General features: G+C 62.0%; 19 protein-coding genes. 8 read left to right on the top strand and 11 right to left on the bottom strand.

Annotation, left to right across the window (positions count from 1 at the left end):
• The first annotated feature begins 20 nt into the window (after positions 1-20).
• The gene (locus tag D0Y60_RS19190) at positions 21-578 is read left to right on the top strand and encodes an NADPH-dependent FMN reductase (RefSeq protein WP_117371574.1); all 558 of its coding nucleotides are present in this window, start codon (positions 21-23) and stop codon (positions 576-578) included.
• A gap of 67 nt (positions 579-645) precedes the next feature.
• Here the strand turns inward: D0Y60_RS19190 and D0Y60_RS19185 are convergent, their stop codons facing one another.
• Both D0Y60_RS19185 and D0Y60_RS19180 read right to left on the bottom strand, forming a co-directional pair.
• Complete coding sequence (locus D0Y60_RS19185; RefSeq protein WP_117371573.1) at positions 646-2,202, bottom strand: VOC family protein; 1,557 nt, start codon at positions 2,200-2,202, stop codon at positions 646-648.
• A gap of 158 nt (positions 2,203-2,360) precedes the next feature.
• The gene (locus D0Y60_RS19180; protein WP_117371572.1) at positions 2,361-2,576 is read right to left on the bottom strand and encodes a hypothetical protein; all 216 of its coding nucleotides are present in this window, start codon (positions 2,574-2,576) and stop codon (positions 2,361-2,363) included.
• Positions 2,577-3,228: 652 nt separating this feature from the next.
• Between D0Y60_RS19180 and D0Y60_RS19175 the strand changes: the two genes are divergently transcribed.
• Positions 3,229-4,653 carry an efflux transporter outer membrane subunit gene (locus D0Y60_RS19175; RefSeq protein ID WP_117371678.1) on the top strand — a complete coding sequence of 475 codons (1,425 nt, stop codon included), beginning with the start codon at positions 3,229-3,231 and terminating at the stop codon, positions 4,651-4,653.
• A 1-nt stretch (position 4,654) separates the two neighbouring features.
• Here D0Y60_RS19175 and D0Y60_RS19170 read toward each other — a convergent pair whose 3' ends face one another.
• Positions 4,655-5,329, bottom strand: coding sequence for an FCD domain-containing protein (locus D0Y60_RS19170; RefSeq protein WP_117371571.1), 675 nt, complete (start codon positions 5,327-5,329; stop codon positions 4,655-4,657).
• A gap of 127 nt (positions 5,330-5,456) precedes the next feature.
• On the opposite strand from D0Y60_RS19170, the gene D0Y60_RS19165 reads away from it, so the two are divergent.
• Positions 5,457-6,296, top strand: a complete 840-nt coding sequence (locus D0Y60_RS19165) for a fumarylacetoacetate hydrolase family protein (RefSeq protein WP_117371570.1) — start codon at positions 5,457-5,459, stop codon at positions 6,294-6,296.
• A gap of 52 nt (positions 6,297-6,348) precedes the next feature.
• Here the strand turns inward: D0Y60_RS19165 and D0Y60_RS24900 are convergent, their stop codons facing one another.
• Both D0Y60_RS24900 and D0Y60_RS19160 read right to left on the bottom strand, forming a co-directional pair.
• On the bottom strand, positions 6,349-6,510 hold the full coding sequence (locus D0Y60_RS24900) for a hypothetical protein (RefSeq protein ID WP_199564234.1): 162 nt from the start codon (positions 6,508-6,510) through the stop codon (positions 6,349-6,351).
• A gap of 107 nt (positions 6,511-6,617) precedes the next feature.
• Entirely contained in the window at positions 6,618-7,241 is a 624-nt protein-coding gene (locus D0Y60_RS19160; RefSeq protein WP_117371569.1) for a thermonuclease family protein, read from the bottom strand.
• Between the two features lie 174 nt (positions 7,242-7,415).
• Between D0Y60_RS19160 and D0Y60_RS19155 the strand changes: the two genes are divergently transcribed.
• The 4 genes from D0Y60_RS19155 to D0Y60_RS19140 are packed head-to-tail and all read left to right on the top strand — an operon-like array spanning position 7,416 to position 11,074.
• Positions 7,416-7,823, top strand: coding sequence for a GtrA family protein (locus tag D0Y60_RS19155; protein WP_158565523.1), 408 nt, complete (start codon positions 7,416-7,418; stop codon positions 7,821-7,823).
• Positions 7,820-8,821, top strand: a complete 1,002-nt coding sequence (locus tag D0Y60_RS19150) for a glycosyltransferase family 2 protein (protein WP_117371567.1) — start codon at positions 7,820-7,822, stop codon at positions 8,819-8,821. The genes D0Y60_RS19155 and D0Y60_RS19150 overlap by 4 nt, the downstream gene beginning before the upstream one ends.
• Complete coding sequence (locus D0Y60_RS19145) at positions 8,818-10,329, top strand: glycosyltransferase family 39 protein (protein ID WP_117371566.1); 1,512 nt, start codon at positions 8,818-8,820, stop codon at positions 10,327-10,329. The genes D0Y60_RS19150 and D0Y60_RS19145 overlap by 4 nt, the downstream gene beginning before the upstream one ends.
• A 7-nt stretch (positions 10,330-10,336) precedes the next feature.
• Positions 10,337-11,074, top strand: a complete 738-nt coding sequence (locus tag D0Y60_RS19140) for a ChbG/HpnK family deacetylase (protein ID WP_117371565.1) — start codon at positions 10,337-10,339, stop codon at positions 11,072-11,074.
• A gap of 51 nt (positions 11,075-11,125) precedes the next feature.
• On the opposite strand, the gene D0Y60_RS19135 is transcribed toward D0Y60_RS19140, so the two are convergent.
• The 4 genes from D0Y60_RS19135 to D0Y60_RS19120 form a co-directional block, all read right to left on the bottom strand.
• The gene (locus tag D0Y60_RS19135; RefSeq protein WP_117371564.1) at positions 11,126-12,241 is read right to left on the bottom strand and encodes an ABC transporter substrate-binding protein; all 1,116 of its coding nucleotides are present in this window, start codon (positions 12,239-12,241) and stop codon (positions 11,126-11,128) included.
• 166 nt (positions 12,242-12,407) lie between these two features.
• Positions 12,408-12,641, bottom strand: coding sequence for a tautomerase family protein (locus D0Y60_RS25245; RefSeq protein WP_117371563.1), 234 nt, complete (start codon positions 12,639-12,641; stop codon positions 12,408-12,410).
• 86 nt (positions 12,642-12,727) lie between these two features.
• A complete protein-coding gene (locus D0Y60_RS19125) occupies positions 12,728-13,615 on the bottom strand; it encodes a dihydrodipicolinate synthase family protein (RefSeq protein ID WP_117371562.1) in 888 nt (295 codons plus the stop codon).
• Between the two features lie 179 nt (positions 13,616-13,794).
• Positions 13,795-14,115, bottom strand: coding sequence for a hypothetical protein (locus tag D0Y60_RS19120; protein WP_117371561.1), 321 nt, complete (start codon positions 14,113-14,115; stop codon positions 13,795-13,797).
• A 220-nt stretch (positions 14,116-14,335) separates the two neighbouring features.
• On the opposite strand from D0Y60_RS19120, the gene D0Y60_RS24780 reads away from it, so the two are divergent.
• The gene (locus D0Y60_RS24780) at positions 14,336-14,479 is read left to right on the top strand and encodes a hypothetical protein (RefSeq protein ID WP_158565521.1); all 144 of its coding nucleotides are present in this window, start codon (positions 14,336-14,338) and stop codon (positions 14,477-14,479) included.
• A 55-nt stretch (positions 14,480-14,534) separates the two neighbouring features.
• On the opposite strand, the gene D0Y60_RS19115 is transcribed toward D0Y60_RS24780, so the two are convergent.
• Entirely contained in the window at positions 14,535-16,157 is a 1,623-nt protein-coding gene (locus D0Y60_RS19115; protein ID WP_117371560.1) for a 5-guanidino-2-oxopentanoate decarboxylase, read from the bottom strand.
• 73 nt (positions 16,158-16,230) lie between these two features.
• Positions 16,231-16,733: amino acid ABC transporter ATP-binding protein (locus D0Y60_RS19110; protein WP_147324474.1), on the bottom strand; the 503-nt coding region annotated here is incomplete at its 5' end.

Below are 16,733 nucleotides of genomic sequence, written 5' to 3'. Positions count from 1 at the left end.
TCTGAAAACGGAGAAACGACATGACGAAACTCGTCCTTATCTCGGGCAGCCTGCGCAAGGCCTCCTTCAACACCGCGCTCCTGCACGCCGCGCTGGCCATGGCGCCCGACGGCGTGGAAGTTGTAGAAGGCTCGATCCGCGGAATTCCGCTTTACGACGGCGACGTGGAAGCCGCGGAAGGCATCCCTGATGCCGTGACGCGCCTGAAGGACCTCGTCGCCGACGCCGATGGCGTCATTCTCTTCACGCCGGAATACAACAACGGCATTCCCGGCGTCTTCAAGAACGCCATCGACTGGATGAGCCGCCCCTCCTCCGATATCGCCCGCGTCTTCGGCAATAAACCTTTCGCCATTACCGGCGCGTCCCCGGGCAATTTCGGCACGCTGCTATCGCAGGAAGCCTGGCTGCCGATCATGCGCACGCTTGGCACGGTGCCGTGGTTCGGCGCCAAGCTGATGGTTTCGCGCGCCGGCTCGGTCATTGCCGATGGCACGATTGTCGATGACGCGACGGAGAAGAAGCTGCGCGATTTCGTTTCCGGCTTCGCGGCCTTCGTGGCGAACTACACCCGATAATCCAATGATGTGAAAAAGGGGGCGTACCTTGCGGTGCGCCCCCTTTTTTCTTTTGCCATCACCGGCATCAGCCGATGATGCGCTCCTTGTAGGCCTTGGCCAGTTCGAGATCGGCCGTGCCGATGTCGTGACCGGCGGCCAGCAACGTGCTTTCGACCGTCGCACCCGATGTCTTGAGCAGCGACTCGAGCTCCCCGGCGAAGCGGCCGTAGGGGTCGGACTGGCCCGAGACCATCAGCACATTGACGCCGGAGAGATCGGCCGCCGGCGCGTTTTCCAGCACATTCATGCCGCGCAGCAGCACCGCGTTGCGGATAATGCCGGGATGCAGCAGCATGACGGCGCCGATCATGTTTGCACCGTTGGAATAGCCGACGAACAGCGTTTTTGCCGGGTCGAGCCCGTAGGCCGCATTCGCCCCTTCCATGAAGGCCGCAAAGGCCTCCGCCTCGCCGACAATGTCCTTCTGGTCGAAGGTCGTCGCGGTGATGCGGCGGAAGAAGCGCGGATAGCCTTCGTCCGCGCTGCGGCCACGGGGGCTGAGCAGCACTGCACCCGGCGCCAATCGTGCGCCAAACGGCAGAAGGCTCGTCTCGTTGCCGCCGGTGCCATGCAGCAGCACGATCGCGGTGCCGTCAGGGGTTTCCGGGCGATGCACCCGGTGAATGAAAGGCAGGTCTCGTTCGGTCGTTCTTTCTTCTCCTGGCAAGGAAAACTGCGGAAGGCGCGCCCGGACATCCGCCGGATCGGCACCGAAATGCTTCGGGACGAAGAGCGTGGTGCCCAGCGTCTCCAGGGTTTCGTCGATCGTCATGCCGGGACCGTCGGTCGCATATTCGACAAGCGAGCCGCCGGGTTCTCGTACATAGAGCGAGTAGAAGTAGGTGCGGTCGTGCATGTTCATGTCGCCCGCATCGTCCGCCGCCAGCCTTTCGGCAACAGCCTCGACGGCCGCCCGATCCGGCGCACGCAGCGCGATATGGTCGATCGTTCCTGTGCCGGGCGCCGAGGTCCAGAAACCGCTGGCATCACGGATATCAAGGATATCGCCGGCATCACCGGCCAGCCGTTTGATGCCGTTTGCCTCGGCGACCGCCCGGAAGCCGAAATGGCTGCCGATGAAGGCCGCCGTCTCCGCCGGCTTCTCCGAAAAGATCGTCGCACCGCGGATGCGCTGAATGGCATCCGTGGCCGCGATCTCCTTCGTGACATGCGGCGCCGGGCCTTTCACGCCTGCCTCGCCGACCAGCTTGACGATGATGCCATCTGGATCCTTCAGCCGGAGCACGGGCTCGCCGAACTCCTGCGCGGGACCGCTCATGGCGATATTCTTCGTCAAGGCGCGCGTCAGCCAGAAGCCGATCGCCTCCGGCTGGATCGCAAAGGCGATCTCGGCGGGCTGACCGAGGCCAACCCGGCCGGGAGAACCATCCTCCCAGGCCAGAAAGGTGACCAGCGAACCGGGGCTGGCGGCCGCGTCGCCATAGAAGAGGTGAAGCTGGTCGGCGTCTTCGAAGCCGGCCGTGCGCTTGACGAGTTTCAGGCCCAGGAAGCCCGCGTAGAAATCGACGTTCGCCTGGATTTTCCGGGTAATCCCCGTGATGTGATGGATGCCGCTCTGCATGGGGCACCTCCTTTCGAGAGGTACCCAATCAAAATTCCGCACCCCGCGCCAGCCGGCGTCCGGTGAATGGATTGTTCACAAAAAGAAACGGGCCCTGCACAAAGCAAGGCCCGTCGTCAACCAGCACGAAACGGTGCCGATTCGTGAGAATTAGGGGTTCAGGCCGCAACATTGGCCGGGTTCACCGCCCGCTGTGCGGCGGACGGATCGTTGAGGAGACGCCGGATCGCCGCGCGCACCTCGTCTGCCGAGGAGAAGCGCTGCGAATCGAGATCCCATACCGAATATTTGACAGCCACAAACTTCAGTCGATCCTCATCGGGAACGACGACGCCCAAAGCTTCTCCACCGATTTCGATAACCTGCTTTTGCATAACAACTCCTGCCGCACCCAGAGGCACAGCCAATTTTCATTTGCGCTAAAATCGAAGAGGGAATTTCAGATTACATTCGACGGAGCGTCGATGTTTTCCCGGTAATCGCTTCACGACAGGAGCACGCCACACACGCGGAGGCGATGTAGTTGATATGGAACATGTCACACTCCCTCTGGTTGGCGCTGACGCTAAAAAAGGACGCGTCAGGATTGGACCGAAACAAAACGCATGCGGCCCTCATGCGATGCTGCAACAGATAATACGGTCTCCTCCTGATGTCAATGGAATCCGTAGAATTTTGGAATAAATTGCTGCCGGATTTGTGTGACAATTCGAATCACAAAATAATGTTCGCTCTTGCAGCATTTTTCAGGAAAATATGTCGCAAGAAGGGACATTCCTAGGAAATACCGAGGCGCAACCCTGCAGCGCAGCACGAAATAGCCGCTTTCGCAGAACGCGCACACTTTCTTGCTTGGGGCAAATGCTCCAGTTGCGCCACAGACACACCCGGCCACGGAAGCGGGGAAAAAACGCTGTGGGACCATTCTTTTTTTGTGAGGGACTCGATCTGCGGTCCAAACATGAATAAAGAGTGAATCGCAAATATGTTCCGTTAAGTGTGGCGTAAGGCCGGCAGGATATGATCATGAATTTCACCAGGACGCTTTTTCCCCTGAGCATGCTCCTCCTTTCGGGCTGCGTTGTCGGGCCCGACTACCAGAAGCCTGAAACCGCACTCCCGGCCAAATTCTCGGAGAGCAAATCCGCGAGTGCCGATAACGTGACGCTCAATCCGTGGTGGGAGTCCTTCCGCGATAAGCGCCTCAATGATCTCGTCCATCAGGGCATGAACGAAAACCTGACAGTCCTGCAGGCGCTCGAGCGCATCGACGCGGCCGAAGCGAACGTCATCGTTGCCGGCGCCGGCGCTCTGCCGAGCCTTGGCGCGTCGGCGGAGGGCAATGTCAGCGGTCGGGACGGCAGCTATCTGCGCCGCACAACCACCAGTGATCATTCCGAATCAAAATCCATCAGTGCCGGCCTTAGCGCTTCTTGGCTGCTCGATTTCTTCGGCCAGTACCGCCGCCAGAAGGAAGCCGCGAACGCCTCGCTCGACGCTGCTTATGACGACGTCAATGTCGCGCGCCTCGCCTATCTCTCGGACCTCGTGTCGAGCTACATCAATGCGCGTTACTATCAGGAAGCCCTGGCGCTCTCGCGCAAGAACCTTCAGTCCCGCCGCGAAAGCCTCAAGCTGACCAACGAGATCAAGGAAGCGGGTGCCGCCTCCAGCCTCGACGTGCTGCAGACCGAAGGCCTCGTCAACCAGACGCTCGCCGATCTGCCGGCGCTGGAAACCGGCTTCCACCAGTCGGCCAACCATATCGCGACTCTTCTCGGCGTTCCCGCCGCCACGATCACGTCCAGCCTGATCAAGGGCTCGTCTCAGCCGATGCCGCGTTACGCCACGCGCACCGGCGTTCCGGCTGACCTGATCCGCAACCGTCCGGACATCCGCGCGGCCGAGCGCCGCCTGCAGGCCGCGACGGCAGCGATCGGCGTGGCGGAAGCCGATCTCTATCCGAGCATTCAGCTCGGCGGCTCGATCGGCGCAACGCGCAACTTCAACCCGGTTGCCGGCAATCTCACCAGCTGGTCCTTCGGCCCGTCGCTCTCGCTGCCGATCTTCAATGGCGGCGCGCTCAAAGCGCAGGTCAAGATCGCCCGCTCGGAAGCCGAGCAGCAGTATCTGAACTGGAAATCGACGGTGCTGAACGCTGTCGAGGAAGTGGAAAACGCCCAGACCGCGCTGATCCGCGACGGCCAGACGGTCGCCGCCCTGCGCAAGGTCGTGAATTCCTACGAGCAGACGCTGAACCTTGCCCGCGAAAGCTATCGCGGCGGCGCCAGCACCATTCTCGACGTTCTCGATGCCGAACGCAACGTCGCAACCGCCCGCCTGTCGCTCGCTTCGGCGATCCGCCAGCTCGCCCGCGACTATGTCTCGCTGAATGTCGCCATCGGCGGCGGCTCGGCGATCGGCACCCCGGCCGTCGTGGCCACCAAATAACTCAGACTGAAAAGAACCCTTCGAGCGCTGCGGCCGTCTGGCCGTAGTGCTCGCGAAGGGCCCGTGCGGCCCCTTCCGCATCGCGCGCCAGCGCAAGCTCCATCAGCCGGCGATGTTCGCCGGCGACATCCCGCGCCCCACCGTTCAAGCTGACGGACAGGCGTCGGTAGCGATCCGCTCGCGAAAACAGCTTCTCACAGAGTTCCAGGAGGATCGGCGAGCCGCAGGCCGAAACCAGCGCTGCATGGAAGGCCGCATGCCGCGCCTCCCAGTCCTCCCGCATGGCCGAGGGCAGATCGTCCCGCACCTGCGGGATGCGCGCCATCAGGTGGTGCGCGGCGATCAGCCTTGCCTCCCAGTCCGCATCCCCCTTCAGCACCGATAGCCTGAGCGCCTCACCCTCGCAGAGCTGGCGCGTCGCCGTGACATCGCGCAGTTCGGCCAGCGACAGCGGCGCGACACTGTAGCCACGGTGGTCGTCGAGCAGCGTGAACCCTTCCGCCGTCAATCGGGCCAAGGCCTCGCGCACTGGGGTCACGCTCATGTTGCAGAGTGCCTGAAGATCGGCAAAGCGCAGCCGGTCTCCCGGCTTGAAGGTCCCCACGCCGATCGCCTGACGGATTGCATCATAGGCATCGCCTGCCAGCGTGCGGCCACTCGTGCGCTTCTGCTCCATGTCGCTCACTTATAAAATAGAACGGATTTTCGAAAATCGTTGACTCTATGTAAAACCGGATAGATGGTGCCTGCAACCGAAATCGGTCACACCGGCCACAAAGGCCGGCATTTGAATGGAGGACAGCATGAAACTGGTGCGCTTTGGCGCGGCGGGCGCGGAAAAGCCCGGACTGATCGATGCGGATGGGAAGATCCGCGACCTCTCAGGCGTCGTCGCGGATATTTCCGGCGATGTGCTGAGCCGCGCGGGCCGCGAGCGCCTGCGCGCGCTTGATCCGGCAAGCCTGCCGCTTGCGCCGGAAGGCAGCCGCTACGGCGCCTGCGTCGGCCGCGTCGGCAACTTCATCGCCGTCGGCCTGAACTATGCAGACCACGCCGCCGAAAGCGGCATGGCGGTGCCGGCCGAGCCCGTGCTGTTCAACAAGGCCCCCTCCTGCATCGGTGGCCCCGACGATACGATCCTCATTCCGCGCGGCTCGGAAAAGACCGACTGGGAAGTCGAACTTGCGGTCGTCATTGGCGAGCGCGCTTCCTACGTCTCGGAGGCCGATGCCCTGAACTACGTGGCCGGCTACTGCGTCTGCAACGATATTTCCGAGCGCGCCTACCAGATCGAGCGTGGCGGCCAGTGGACCAAGGGCAAGGGTTGCCCGACCTTCGGCCCGATCGGCCCCTGGCTGGTGACGGAAGACGAGGTGGATACATCCGATCTTGCGATGACGCTGAGCGTCAACGGCAAACTGGTGCAGAACGGTTCGTCGAGCACCATGGTCTTCAAGGTGCCGTTCCTCGTGCACTACATCTCGCAGTTCATGATCCTGGAGCCCGGTGACGTCATCACGACGGGCACGCCGCCCGGCGTCGGCATGGGCATGAAGCCGCCGCGTTATCTGAAGCCGGGCGACCGCATGGAAGTGTCCATTGCCGGCCTCGGCACGCAGCGCCAGATCGTGGCCGCCGGCTGAACGCAGCCTCAAAAGCGAGAGGGCCTCTGGGGGCCCTCTTTCGTTTCAGCGATCAGTGGAAAGTCGAAGGCGACGCTTGGTCATCGAGAATGCGGAAGGCTTCATCCAGTGCAGCCACCAGAATGTCCGTCAGTTCGTCTGCATCGTTTTCGAGAAGGAAAAGCGCGACCGTAGCATTGTCAGGATCGCTATAGCGCTCGAGGTCGTTCGACATATCATTGTCCTTTTTCAGCCGGCACCATCCCGGTTGACGCAAACCATAGCGACGCAGGCTTGCGCATGGCTTGTGCCGGAAAGACACATCGTTCGCAAGGAAGAATGTCAGCCGCACCAGGATTGATGCCGTCCCGTCCACGACCGGGCAAAGCCCTCCTGAACGAGCCGCTGGCCGATCGATCGGCCGTCGCGCATCACGAGATGTCTTCCCTCGCCCTGGGCTGCGACAAGCGAGACGTCGCCCTCGCTCAAGATTTCCCGCAGGCGCAGCTTTGCATCGCCGCCGCGTGAGCGCTCCGCATCGCATTTCGCCTCCGCAATGGCCGGCGCGTCGATATCGGCAAGCCGCACCTTCCGGCCGGCATAGAGGATCGTGCTGCCGTCGAGCACGCAATAATCGGTCTGCGTGGTGCAGATGAACCACTTTCCGGAAAAGGCCGGCAGCTTTTCGGCGGCAGGAAGCGCCAGTTCTTCAAGCTGTGAGGGCCGCTGTTTCGGCTTGACCTGCACCGCCTCGCGCTCGGCCTTCTTTTCCGTGCGTTCGATGGAAGCCGTACGAATGCCGGTCGCTGCAGGCTCCGGTCCCGGCCCGCGATAATCCATGTAAACAATCCCGCCGATCACCGCCGCACCCAGCACATACCAATGTGCCATGCCGCCATGCCGCGTGGCGGGCGATGCCCGCTTCGCACCCGTCGTTTTTTTCCGTCTCGTCGTCTTCTTCGCCATACCCAATCTCCTGGGCAGGACAGTGCGACGATCTCTTGAAGATATGGTTACCAAAACGCACCCGACGAGCCGAACGGGCAGCCGTCCACAGGAAGCCATGGCAATCCGCGCGGAATGCTGTAAGAACCCATGCATTGGCCGATCGCGCATGTGACGGCGCCTTTTTCGTCGACGATGGCAGCACTTACGCCCTATATATCGCTGGCAAAGCGTTTTCTCACCTTCGGGGGCGGCTCGCTCATCGGGGCGGTGATTGACTATGTGGCAACGCTGCTCCTGAGTTCCCTCATGGGTGTCTCGCCAAGCGTGGCGCTCGCCCTCTCCATGGCCGTCAGTGCCTCGGTCGTCTTCGCCTATCATGAAAAAATCACCTTTCCCGGCAGCAAGGCGGGATGGCAGCGGCGCTACATTCGCTTCCTGCTTCTGGCCGTCGTGGTTTTTGCTCTGCGCGCCCTTCTGCTGCACGCTTTCGTTCTCGCCGACGTTCCGCTTCCCATCGCCCTTGCCGTCGTCATCGTCATCGTCTCGGTGTTCAATTTCGCCGTCTCGTCCATGTTAATCTTCCTGAAGGGAAGCGAATGAGCACCATCGCGATCGTCGTTCCGATCTATAACGAGGCGGAAAACCTGACGGCTCTCGTGGAGAGGCTGAACCTCATCGCCGGCCGTCTTCGGGACGAGCACGGTGTGACGACCTCATATGTCTTCATCGACGACGGCAGCCGCGATGGCAGTTTTGACCTGCTCGCACGAACCGACTTCCTGGGTAGGGCCGTGCGCCTGCTGCAGTTCTCCCGCAATTTCGGCAAGGAGGCTGCGCTCTCCGCCGGCATCGAAGCGGCAGCGGATGTGGATGCGATCGTGATGATGGACGCCGATCTTCAGCATCCGCCCGAACTTGTCCTCGATCTCGTGCGCATCTGGCGTGCGGAGGGCATCGACAGCGTCTATGCGTACAAAGAAGACCGCCGCGTCTCCGAAGGCTGGCTGAAATCCGCCCTGACCGGCGGCTTCTACTGGATCATCAATCGCGGCACGCGCTTCGACATCACACAGAATGCCGGCGACTTCCGGCTGATCAGCCGGCGCTTCGCGAATGCCTTGCGCCAGCTGCCGGAAAGCGAACGCTTCATGAAAGGGCTTTACGGCTGGGTCGGCTTCCAGCAGCGCGGTGTGCCGATGACGCCGCCGCCGCGCCAGCACGGCGTTTCCAGCTTCAATGCCTGGCGCCTCGTGGCCCTGTCTTTCGATGCGATGACCAGCTTCACCACCGCACCGCTGCGGCTGATGGGCGTGGCGGGCCTCGTCATTGCCGGTCTCAGTTCGCTTTATGGTCTCTATATCGTCATCGAGCGTCTGTTCTTCATGTCGAGCGGCATCGGCATTTCCTCGGTGCTTGCGCTCGTTTCCTTCTTTGGCGGTATCCAGATGATCTTCCTCGGCCTTCTCGGGGAATATATCGGAAAAACCGTCCTCGAAGCGAAACGCCGCCCCGCCTACCTTCTGGCGCAAGACGTCACATTCGGCGCAACGCCAGAGATCGCCGTTCACCAGGCGACGGACAATCAGGCTTCTCCATGACGACAGGCAAAGACGCATTCTTCACCAGGACGACGCCCTTCATCCTGATCCATGCCCTCGTTTGGTGGTTGATGACCATCGCCGCAAAAACCGTGCTCGATGGGTATGGCGACATGGCGGAGGTCTATGCCTGGTCGCAGCACTGGCTTCTCGGATCCAGCAAGCACCCGCAGTTCCTGCCCTGGATGGCGAAGCTGTGGTTCATGGTTGCGCCGCAGAGCGTGGCATCCTTCTATCTGCTCTCTGCGGTCAATCTCGCCGTCGCGCTATTCGGCATCCGAGCTCTCGCGCGGGCATTGAAATTCGAAGAGCGGCACATCGCCGTAGCGCTTGCCCTGTGCGTCCTGGCGCTGCCCTATCTGACATTGAGCAGCAAGCTCAACATGAACTCGATCTGCCTCGCCACCTGGCCCTGGACGGCGTGGGCGTTCGTGCGCGTGACGACATCGGAGGGTGGTCGCAGAAACCTCTATGCCCTGCTATTTGGCGTCATCGCCGCCATATCGATCCTCAGCAAATACTATTCCGTCGTACTGCTCATCCCGCTTTTTGCGAGCACCTTCACATCCGCGCGACGGCATCTCTGGTTCACCGCCGTTCCCTGGATTGCTCTCATTGCCTTTCTGCTGATCCTCTCGCCGCATCTCTATTGGCTGCTCCAACACCGGGAAGCCGTGGCTTATGCGAGCGAACAAGGCAATGGCGACGGGTTGAAGGAGGCGATCTACTACATCGCAAAATTCGCGGTCTCTCCCTTCTTCTATTGGCCGGTGCCGCTAATCGTCGCCGCGCTCTTCCTTGTCGGAGGCTCGCCGCTGCGGCGCTTCGGAAAATTGTTGAAGCGCCCGGCAGGCGACAGCATGCTGTCATTCGTTGCCATCGGACCATGGCTCACCACGCTCGGCTTCGCAATCATCGGCCTCGCGGTCCTCTCCACACCCTGGGCAATTCCGATCGGCCTCGCCTTCACGCTCTATCTCGTGCGCAATGCCGATGCGCCGCTGCTGGAAACGAACGGCCCCAAGATCGTCTCTGCCTTCCGCTTCATCTGGCCGCTCATGATCGTTGGTGGCATCGTTTCTGGTGTCATGGCGAGCGTGAAGGGCAATACGGAGCAGTATACGCCGTGGGAAGAAAGCGCGCAGGTGATCATCGAGACCTGGAAGGGCGAACACACCCAGCCGCTGGCATGGATCGCATCGGGTAACAATGCCGCCAATATTGCCCTGCTGTCACCGGAAGAGATCGAGGCACTGCCGGCGCTTCCCGACCGGCTACCCGGCTATTATCCGCCACGCGCAAGCTGGAAAAGCGAAGCCGGCGTCGTGCTCTGCTCCCTGGCTTTGCCGGGCAAGGTCCAGACGGCCTGCATGAACGAAACAATCGCCTGGGCCGCAGAAAACGGCCTCAAGGCGGAGGCGAAAGTTCTGACCGTACATCGTTCGGGGTTCCGCTATCCCAAGCGGATCGATTTCGAACTGGCGGTCGTCTATATCTCGGCGGAGTGAGGGCACGATGCGGATCGCCGACGATTTCGGGCTGGGGCGCGAGCACGATCGGGTCATTCTGGACCTGATCGAGCGCCGCCGGCTGGACGGCACGTCGGTGATGATCGACGGAGGCATCCCGCCCGCAGACATCGAGCGGCTCCGCCTCTTGCGCAATCACGGCGCGCAGGTGGGACTGCACCTCAATGTCACACACGATTTCTCCGGGAAAGGTGCCCATCGCGGCATCGGCCGCCTGCTCCGCGCCTGCCTTTCCGGCAGTGTGCCAGAAGACATCAGGCATGAATTCCAGCGGCAGACGGAAACATTCCAGACCGTCTTCGGCTTTCTGCCCGACTACTATGACGGACACCAGCACTGCCACTGCCTGCCCGGTCTCGATGCCAGCGCGGCAACATTACCGCATAGGACGGAAACCTGGATCCGCATCCCGCTCCCTGCCACACTCTCCGGCCTCACGCTGAATGTCCGCGCCGGCGGTCCGAAGGTTTTGCTGATCGCCGCGCTCGCCGCCCGGGCGGCGCGAACCTTTCGCAAGGCGGGCTGGGCGACGAACCACGATTTCTCCGGCTTCCTGCGCCTCGACGATCCCGATCAGGTGGCCCGTTGGCTACCACGGCTACTTGATGCCGCCCCGGCGGACAGCCTCATGATGGTGCATCCCGGCTCGGCCGCGGACCCCATGCAATGCCCCGGCCATGCCGCCGAAAGCCGTCGGATCGAAGCCGTCATCCTCTCGGCGTAAAAAGGCCCGGCACGTGCCCGGGCCCTTCCGTTTTCGTCTGGCCAGAACGTCTTACTGCGCGATCGGCGCGTAGTTGCCGTTGCTCCAGCGGTTGATGTCGTAGCTCGCGTCCTTCAGGTCGCCCTTCTCGTCGAAAGTGACCGTTCCGACGACGGTGTCGATCGACTTGCCGTCCTTCAGCGCCTTGGCGACTTCGGTCGGATCATCCGAGCCGGCACGCTCGATGCCCTGGGCAAAGGCCTGGATCACGGCGTAGGAGAACAGCGTAAAGCCTTCCGGCTTGAAACCGCCGGCCTGGATCTTCGCGACGGCTTCCTTCGCTTCCGGCTTTGCCTGCGGGTCGGACGGGAAGACGAACAGCGTGCCTTCGCCGGCCGGACCGGCCACCTGCCAGAATTCCGGCGAGGCGATGGAATCGGGCATGATCAGCTGGAACTTATAAGCCTGCTCGGCTGCCTGGCGCAGGATGAGGCCGGCTTCCGGATGGTAACCGCCGAAATAGACGACGTCGACCTTGGCATCCTTCAGCTTGGTGACGAGGGCGTTGTAGTCCTTCTCGCCGGCATTGATGCCTTCGGCCAGCACTTCCTTAAGGCCATTGGCATTCATCGTGGCGCGCACCGCATCCGCGACACCCTGGCCATAGGCCGTCTTGTCATGCAGCACGGCGACGTTCTTGCCGGCATATTGCTTGGCGATCCACGGGCCGATGAAGGCGCCCTGCGCGTCGTCGCGCGTGTAGAGGCGCATGATATTCGTCCAGCCCTTGGCAGCGGCATCATCCGTCATGACCGGGTTCGACGACGCCGGGCTCATCATCAGCGTACCGTTTTCGGCGTAGACGGCCGAAGCCGGGATGCTCGAACCTGAGCAGGCATGGCCATCGACGAACTTGATGCCGGCAGCCGCGATACGGTTGGCGACCGAAACGGCCTGCTTGGGATCGCACTGGTCGTCTTCGAACTGCAGCTTGATCTGCTTGCCCATCACGCCGCCCTTGGCATTGATGGCGTCGGCGGCGGCCTGCGCGCCCTGCTTGAACTGGTCGCCGATAGTCGCGAGCGGACCGGTCAGCGGGCCGGCGACCGCAAAGGTAATGTCGTCCGCCCGCGCGGCGGTCCCCATGAGCAGGCCGAGCGCCGTGCCGAGGATCAGAATCTTTCGCATTGTCTCAACTCCCTTTTCGCCCGCTCTGGTACGGGCTTCTCCCAAAACAAAATCCCGGCCCTTTGAAAAAAGAACGGAGGACATTCGAACCACTACCGCAAGCCGGGAGCAAGCCCCGGTTGAGATGAATCCGCAGCGGCGATATCAAACGCCGACTGGCAGCAACTCAATCTTCGGGACCGTAACCCGGCATTCTATAGATGGTGTCGGAACGCTCCCGGATGTCGGACCCATAGACCTTCGCCATCCATTCCGCGTCCTTGAAATCCTCGATCCCGATCGACACAAGATCCTCGCCGCAGCCGAGCGTCGTTGTCACCGCTCTGGTGAGGGCTTCGGCCAGTGCCTGTTTCTGCTCTTCGCTACGACCCTCGAGCATTTTCAAGATGACGTGCGGCATCGTCCTCTCCATTGCATTTCGAGCGAGGAGCTTAGACTGAGCGAGAAGGATATCTCAAGCTGGGATGCGAAATTCCGCGCTGGACATTATTGCAGGTTTTCCAGCGCCGCTTTCACCCGAAGACGATCCTCGGCACCGAGCGGCAGGACCGGCCGCGGCGGGAGAACCCGGCAGAGGTCGAGCAACTCAGCGATGGCAAACATTACCCGGAAACTGCCGAATTGCTTGAACAACGCCCAGAGCGGTTCGAAAGTCGCATCGATCCGTTCGGCTTCCGCCCGGTCGCCAGCCATGGCGGCACGGGTCAAGGCGAGCGCTTCAGCGGGCAGAAGCCCGCCGACCACGCTGTACCAGGCATCACCGCCCGACAGCAGCGATTGTCCTGCCCCCCAGTCGCCACTGTAACCGATGAAAAAACCCTCCGGCGTCAAGGCGCGCAACCGGGCAAGCTCGCCGCGAAAATCGCCGTCAGCGGGCAGCGGCATCTTGATAGCGTCGATAAGGGGAAGCTTGGCGAGCCGCGCGATGAGATCATCGCTGAAAACGAAACGCGTCGTGCCCGGATTGTTGTAGATGCAGAGTGGCAATTCACCCGCCGCAGCAACGCTCGCCATGTGCTGAAAGACTTCCTCCTCCGTCAGCGGCGTATAGGACATGGGCGCAAGCAGCAGCCCATTCGCGCCCGCCGCCTTCGCATCGCGGGCGAGCGCCTCGGCCTCGTCAGTGCGCAAGGCGCCGACACCCACGATAACGGGAACCCTATCGCCAACGCGCTGCATCGCCGTATCCACCGCACGTCGCCGCTCGTCGCGCGAGAGAAAGGCATAGCCGCCCGTGCTGCCGAGAAGGCCGATGGAATCAGCGCCGGCGCGCGTAATGCGGTCGAGGAGGCGACCAAGCGTCTCGGTATCGACATGCCCTGCCGCGTCCGTCGGGGTGATGGTAAAGGCCGAAAGGCCACTAAAAAGCGTCATCCTGTTCTCCTCCCTTCCATCATAGGCTGCCTTGCAGTTTGAAAGCGATCGACTGCATTGTCACCGCGACAAATCCCTTCAGCGACGTCGATTACCCGCAGGCCAAAAGCGCTTGCTGCGAGTCAGCCCATAAAAAAGCCCCGCCAAGCGGGGCTTTTTCATCATTTTATGATGCCGATTTAGTTATTACCGGCCCATTCGCAGACGCGGGTGTCACCTTCGCTCCGTGCCGTGGCACCGTTCGTCGAGCAGTCCGACTTCATCTTGGCGCGCTGTTCGTCGCTCAGGCCGGCCCAGTTCTTCGACCATTCGGCTTCAGGACGCATCGTGCGGGCCTTTACATCACTGTAGAAGACGTTGGCGGTGGCATCGTCCATCTGCATTTGCGCTTGGTCGCCAGCGTTGGTGGTACCTGCGGCCTCACCGCTGCTGGTCTGGGCGAAAGCAGAAAAACCGATCAGGGTGGCAGCGGCGGCAATCGTGGTAAATTTCGTAAACATGGATATCTCCTCTTTGGCGCGGTCAAGTCCGCATGGTTCGAAGAACACCCCATGTGGAGGCAATGTTCCATCCTCACGGAAAGCAAGTTACGCCTCAGGCAATACCAGCACCAAAGGAGACGGATGGGGAACAAACGGGCGATTTATTGATTATCGCGTCACGATTATGTCCATGACATCTGACCGTTATGGAACGCTCCTTTCACAAAGAGACTAATCCATGCGAACGAACCTCATCGGCCTGTGCCTGCTCGCGACCTTCATCGTCATTTTCGGCTCGATCCTGAGCATGGCCCTCTTCACCTCACAGCAAGGACCTTCTGCTGTGAGCGTGGAGGCTGTCGCCAAAACACCGGCCGAATAAGGGATTTCGGCAGCAAGACCACGCCGTCCCGGTTATAGGTCGCCCGGCATTTTCCTTATCTCTCCAAAGCTTTCGCCAATACCGAATCCGCTATGATCTCGATGACGGTGGGCACGTTGCGGGCGGCCGATGCCGTCAGTTCGGCCTCCAGCGCGGCGATCGATCCCGGCCGCGACGCTTCGCAGCCGAATGCCCTGGCAAGCCCCACAAAGTCGGGCGTGAAGATATCGACGCCGATCTGCGGGATGTCGCGCTCTGCCATGAAAGCCTTGATCTCGCCGTAGCTCGTATTGTTCCAGATCACGACGGCGGTCGCGATGCCCGCTTCCACCGCACTCGCCAGTTCCTGTATCGAAAACTGCAGCCCGCCGTCACCGATCAGGCAGACGGACGGGCGATGGGGCGCGCCGAGCTTGGCCCCGAAGGCCGCTGGCAAGCCGTAGCCCAGCGTGCCGTAGCCAGTTGAAGAGTTAAAGAAGGAGCGCACTTGCGGCGCCTGATAGAACTGATTGATCGCATAGACCGGCTCCGTCTGGTCGCCCGCCACGGTGGCGTCCGGCAAGGTCCTGCTGATGATCTCCATCAGTCTTCCATGCGTGCGGCAGGCGGGCCAGAGACCAGCCTCAACCCTCTCGCGGACCGACTTCGCGCGGGCAGCGCCGTCGCCGGCCTTGCCGATATCGTCCAACGCGGCATTCAGCGCGGTGGCGGCGAGTTTCGCATCGGCGGCGATCGGCACGTCGGCGCGCAGCCCCGTGACGATCTGCGCCGGATCGATGTCGATGCGGATCAGCGGGCCGCCGAAGGAGAGCGGCTTCGGCTCGGGGTACATCTCCGTCTCGCCGAACTCCGTGCCGATGGCGAGGATCGCGTCGCTGGCTTCGAGTTCCGCAAGCAGCGGCGGCATGCCGAGATTGCCCGTCAGCGTCAGCGCATGGCCGGGCTTCAGGATGCCGCGGCCGTTGATCGTCATAAAGACGGGGGCATCGAGCTTTTCGGCGATGGCCGTAATCTCGGCAGCCGCATCAGCAGCCCCGCCGCCGGCGACGATCAACGGGCGTTTGGCCCCCTTGAGGATCGATGCTGCTCTCTCGATCGCTGCCGGATCGGCAGCGGCGCGGCCGGGCAGCGGCCAGGCGTCTGCCGACAGATGTCCCGCCTCCGCGACGATGACGTCAAGCGGGATTTCGATATGGACGGGCCGCGGACGCGCCGAATTGAACACCGTGAAGGCGCGCGCCATCACTTCGGGAAGCTGGGCGGGATCGAGCAGCGTGTGGCTGAAGGCGCAAACGCCCGCCACCAGATTGCGCTGCGAGGGCAGTTCGTGCAGCCGGCCCTGGCCCATGGCCAGTTGATCACGTGCATTCACCGCCGAGATGACCAGCATCGGCACGGAATCGGCATAGGCCTGGCCCATGGCGGTGGCGATGTTGGTCATGCCGGGACCGGTAACGATGAAGCAGACACCCGGCTTGCGGGTCACGCGTGCATAGCCGTCGGCCATGAAGCCCGCCCCCTGCTCGTGGCGGGGCGTCACATGGCGGATCTTCGTGGCCGGCAGGCCGCGATAGAGTTCCACCGTATGCACGCCGGGAATGCCGAAGATCAGCTCGACACCGTAGGATTCGAGAAGTCGGACGAGATATTCTCCCGTCGTGAGCCGAGTGTCTGCCATGGTTCTATTGCCTCTCGACGCCCGGAAGGACGCAAAGCATTTCAGGAAAGGGGTTCAGTCTTGTCGTCTGCGCTCAATGCAGGATCTGGCTGAGGAAGAGCTTGGTGCGCTCGTGCTGCGGGTTGTCGAAGAATTCGGCCGGCGAGTTCTGCTCGACGATCTGGCCCTGGTCCATGAAGATCACCCTGTTGGCGACCTGGCGGGCGAAGCCCATTTCGTGCGTCACGCACAGCATGGTCATGCCTTCTTCGGCCAGCGACACCATCGTGTCGAGCACTTCCTTGACCATTTCCGGATCGAGTGCGGAGGTCGGCTCGTCGAACAGCATGATCTTCGGCTTCATGCACAGCGAGCGGGCGATCGCCACGCGCTGCTGCTGGCCGCCGGAGAGCTGACCGGGATACTTGTTGGCCTGTTCCGGAATCTTGACGCGCTTCAGATAGTGCATCGCCACTTCCTCGGCGTCCTTCTTCGGCATCTTGCGCACCCAGATCGGCGCCAGCGTGCAGTTTTCCAGGATCGTCAGATGCGGGAAGAGGTTGAAGTGCTGGAACACCATGCCGACTTCGCGGCGCA

Origin of the sequence: Shinella sp. WSJ-2, assembly GCF_003432075.1 — a bacterium.
Lineage (GTDB): Bacteria > Pseudomonadota > Alphaproteobacteria > Rhizobiales > Rhizobiaceae > Shinella.
Note: the sequence above shows the minus strand (reverse complement) of the source record. Positions and strands in the feature narration are given on the sequence as shown.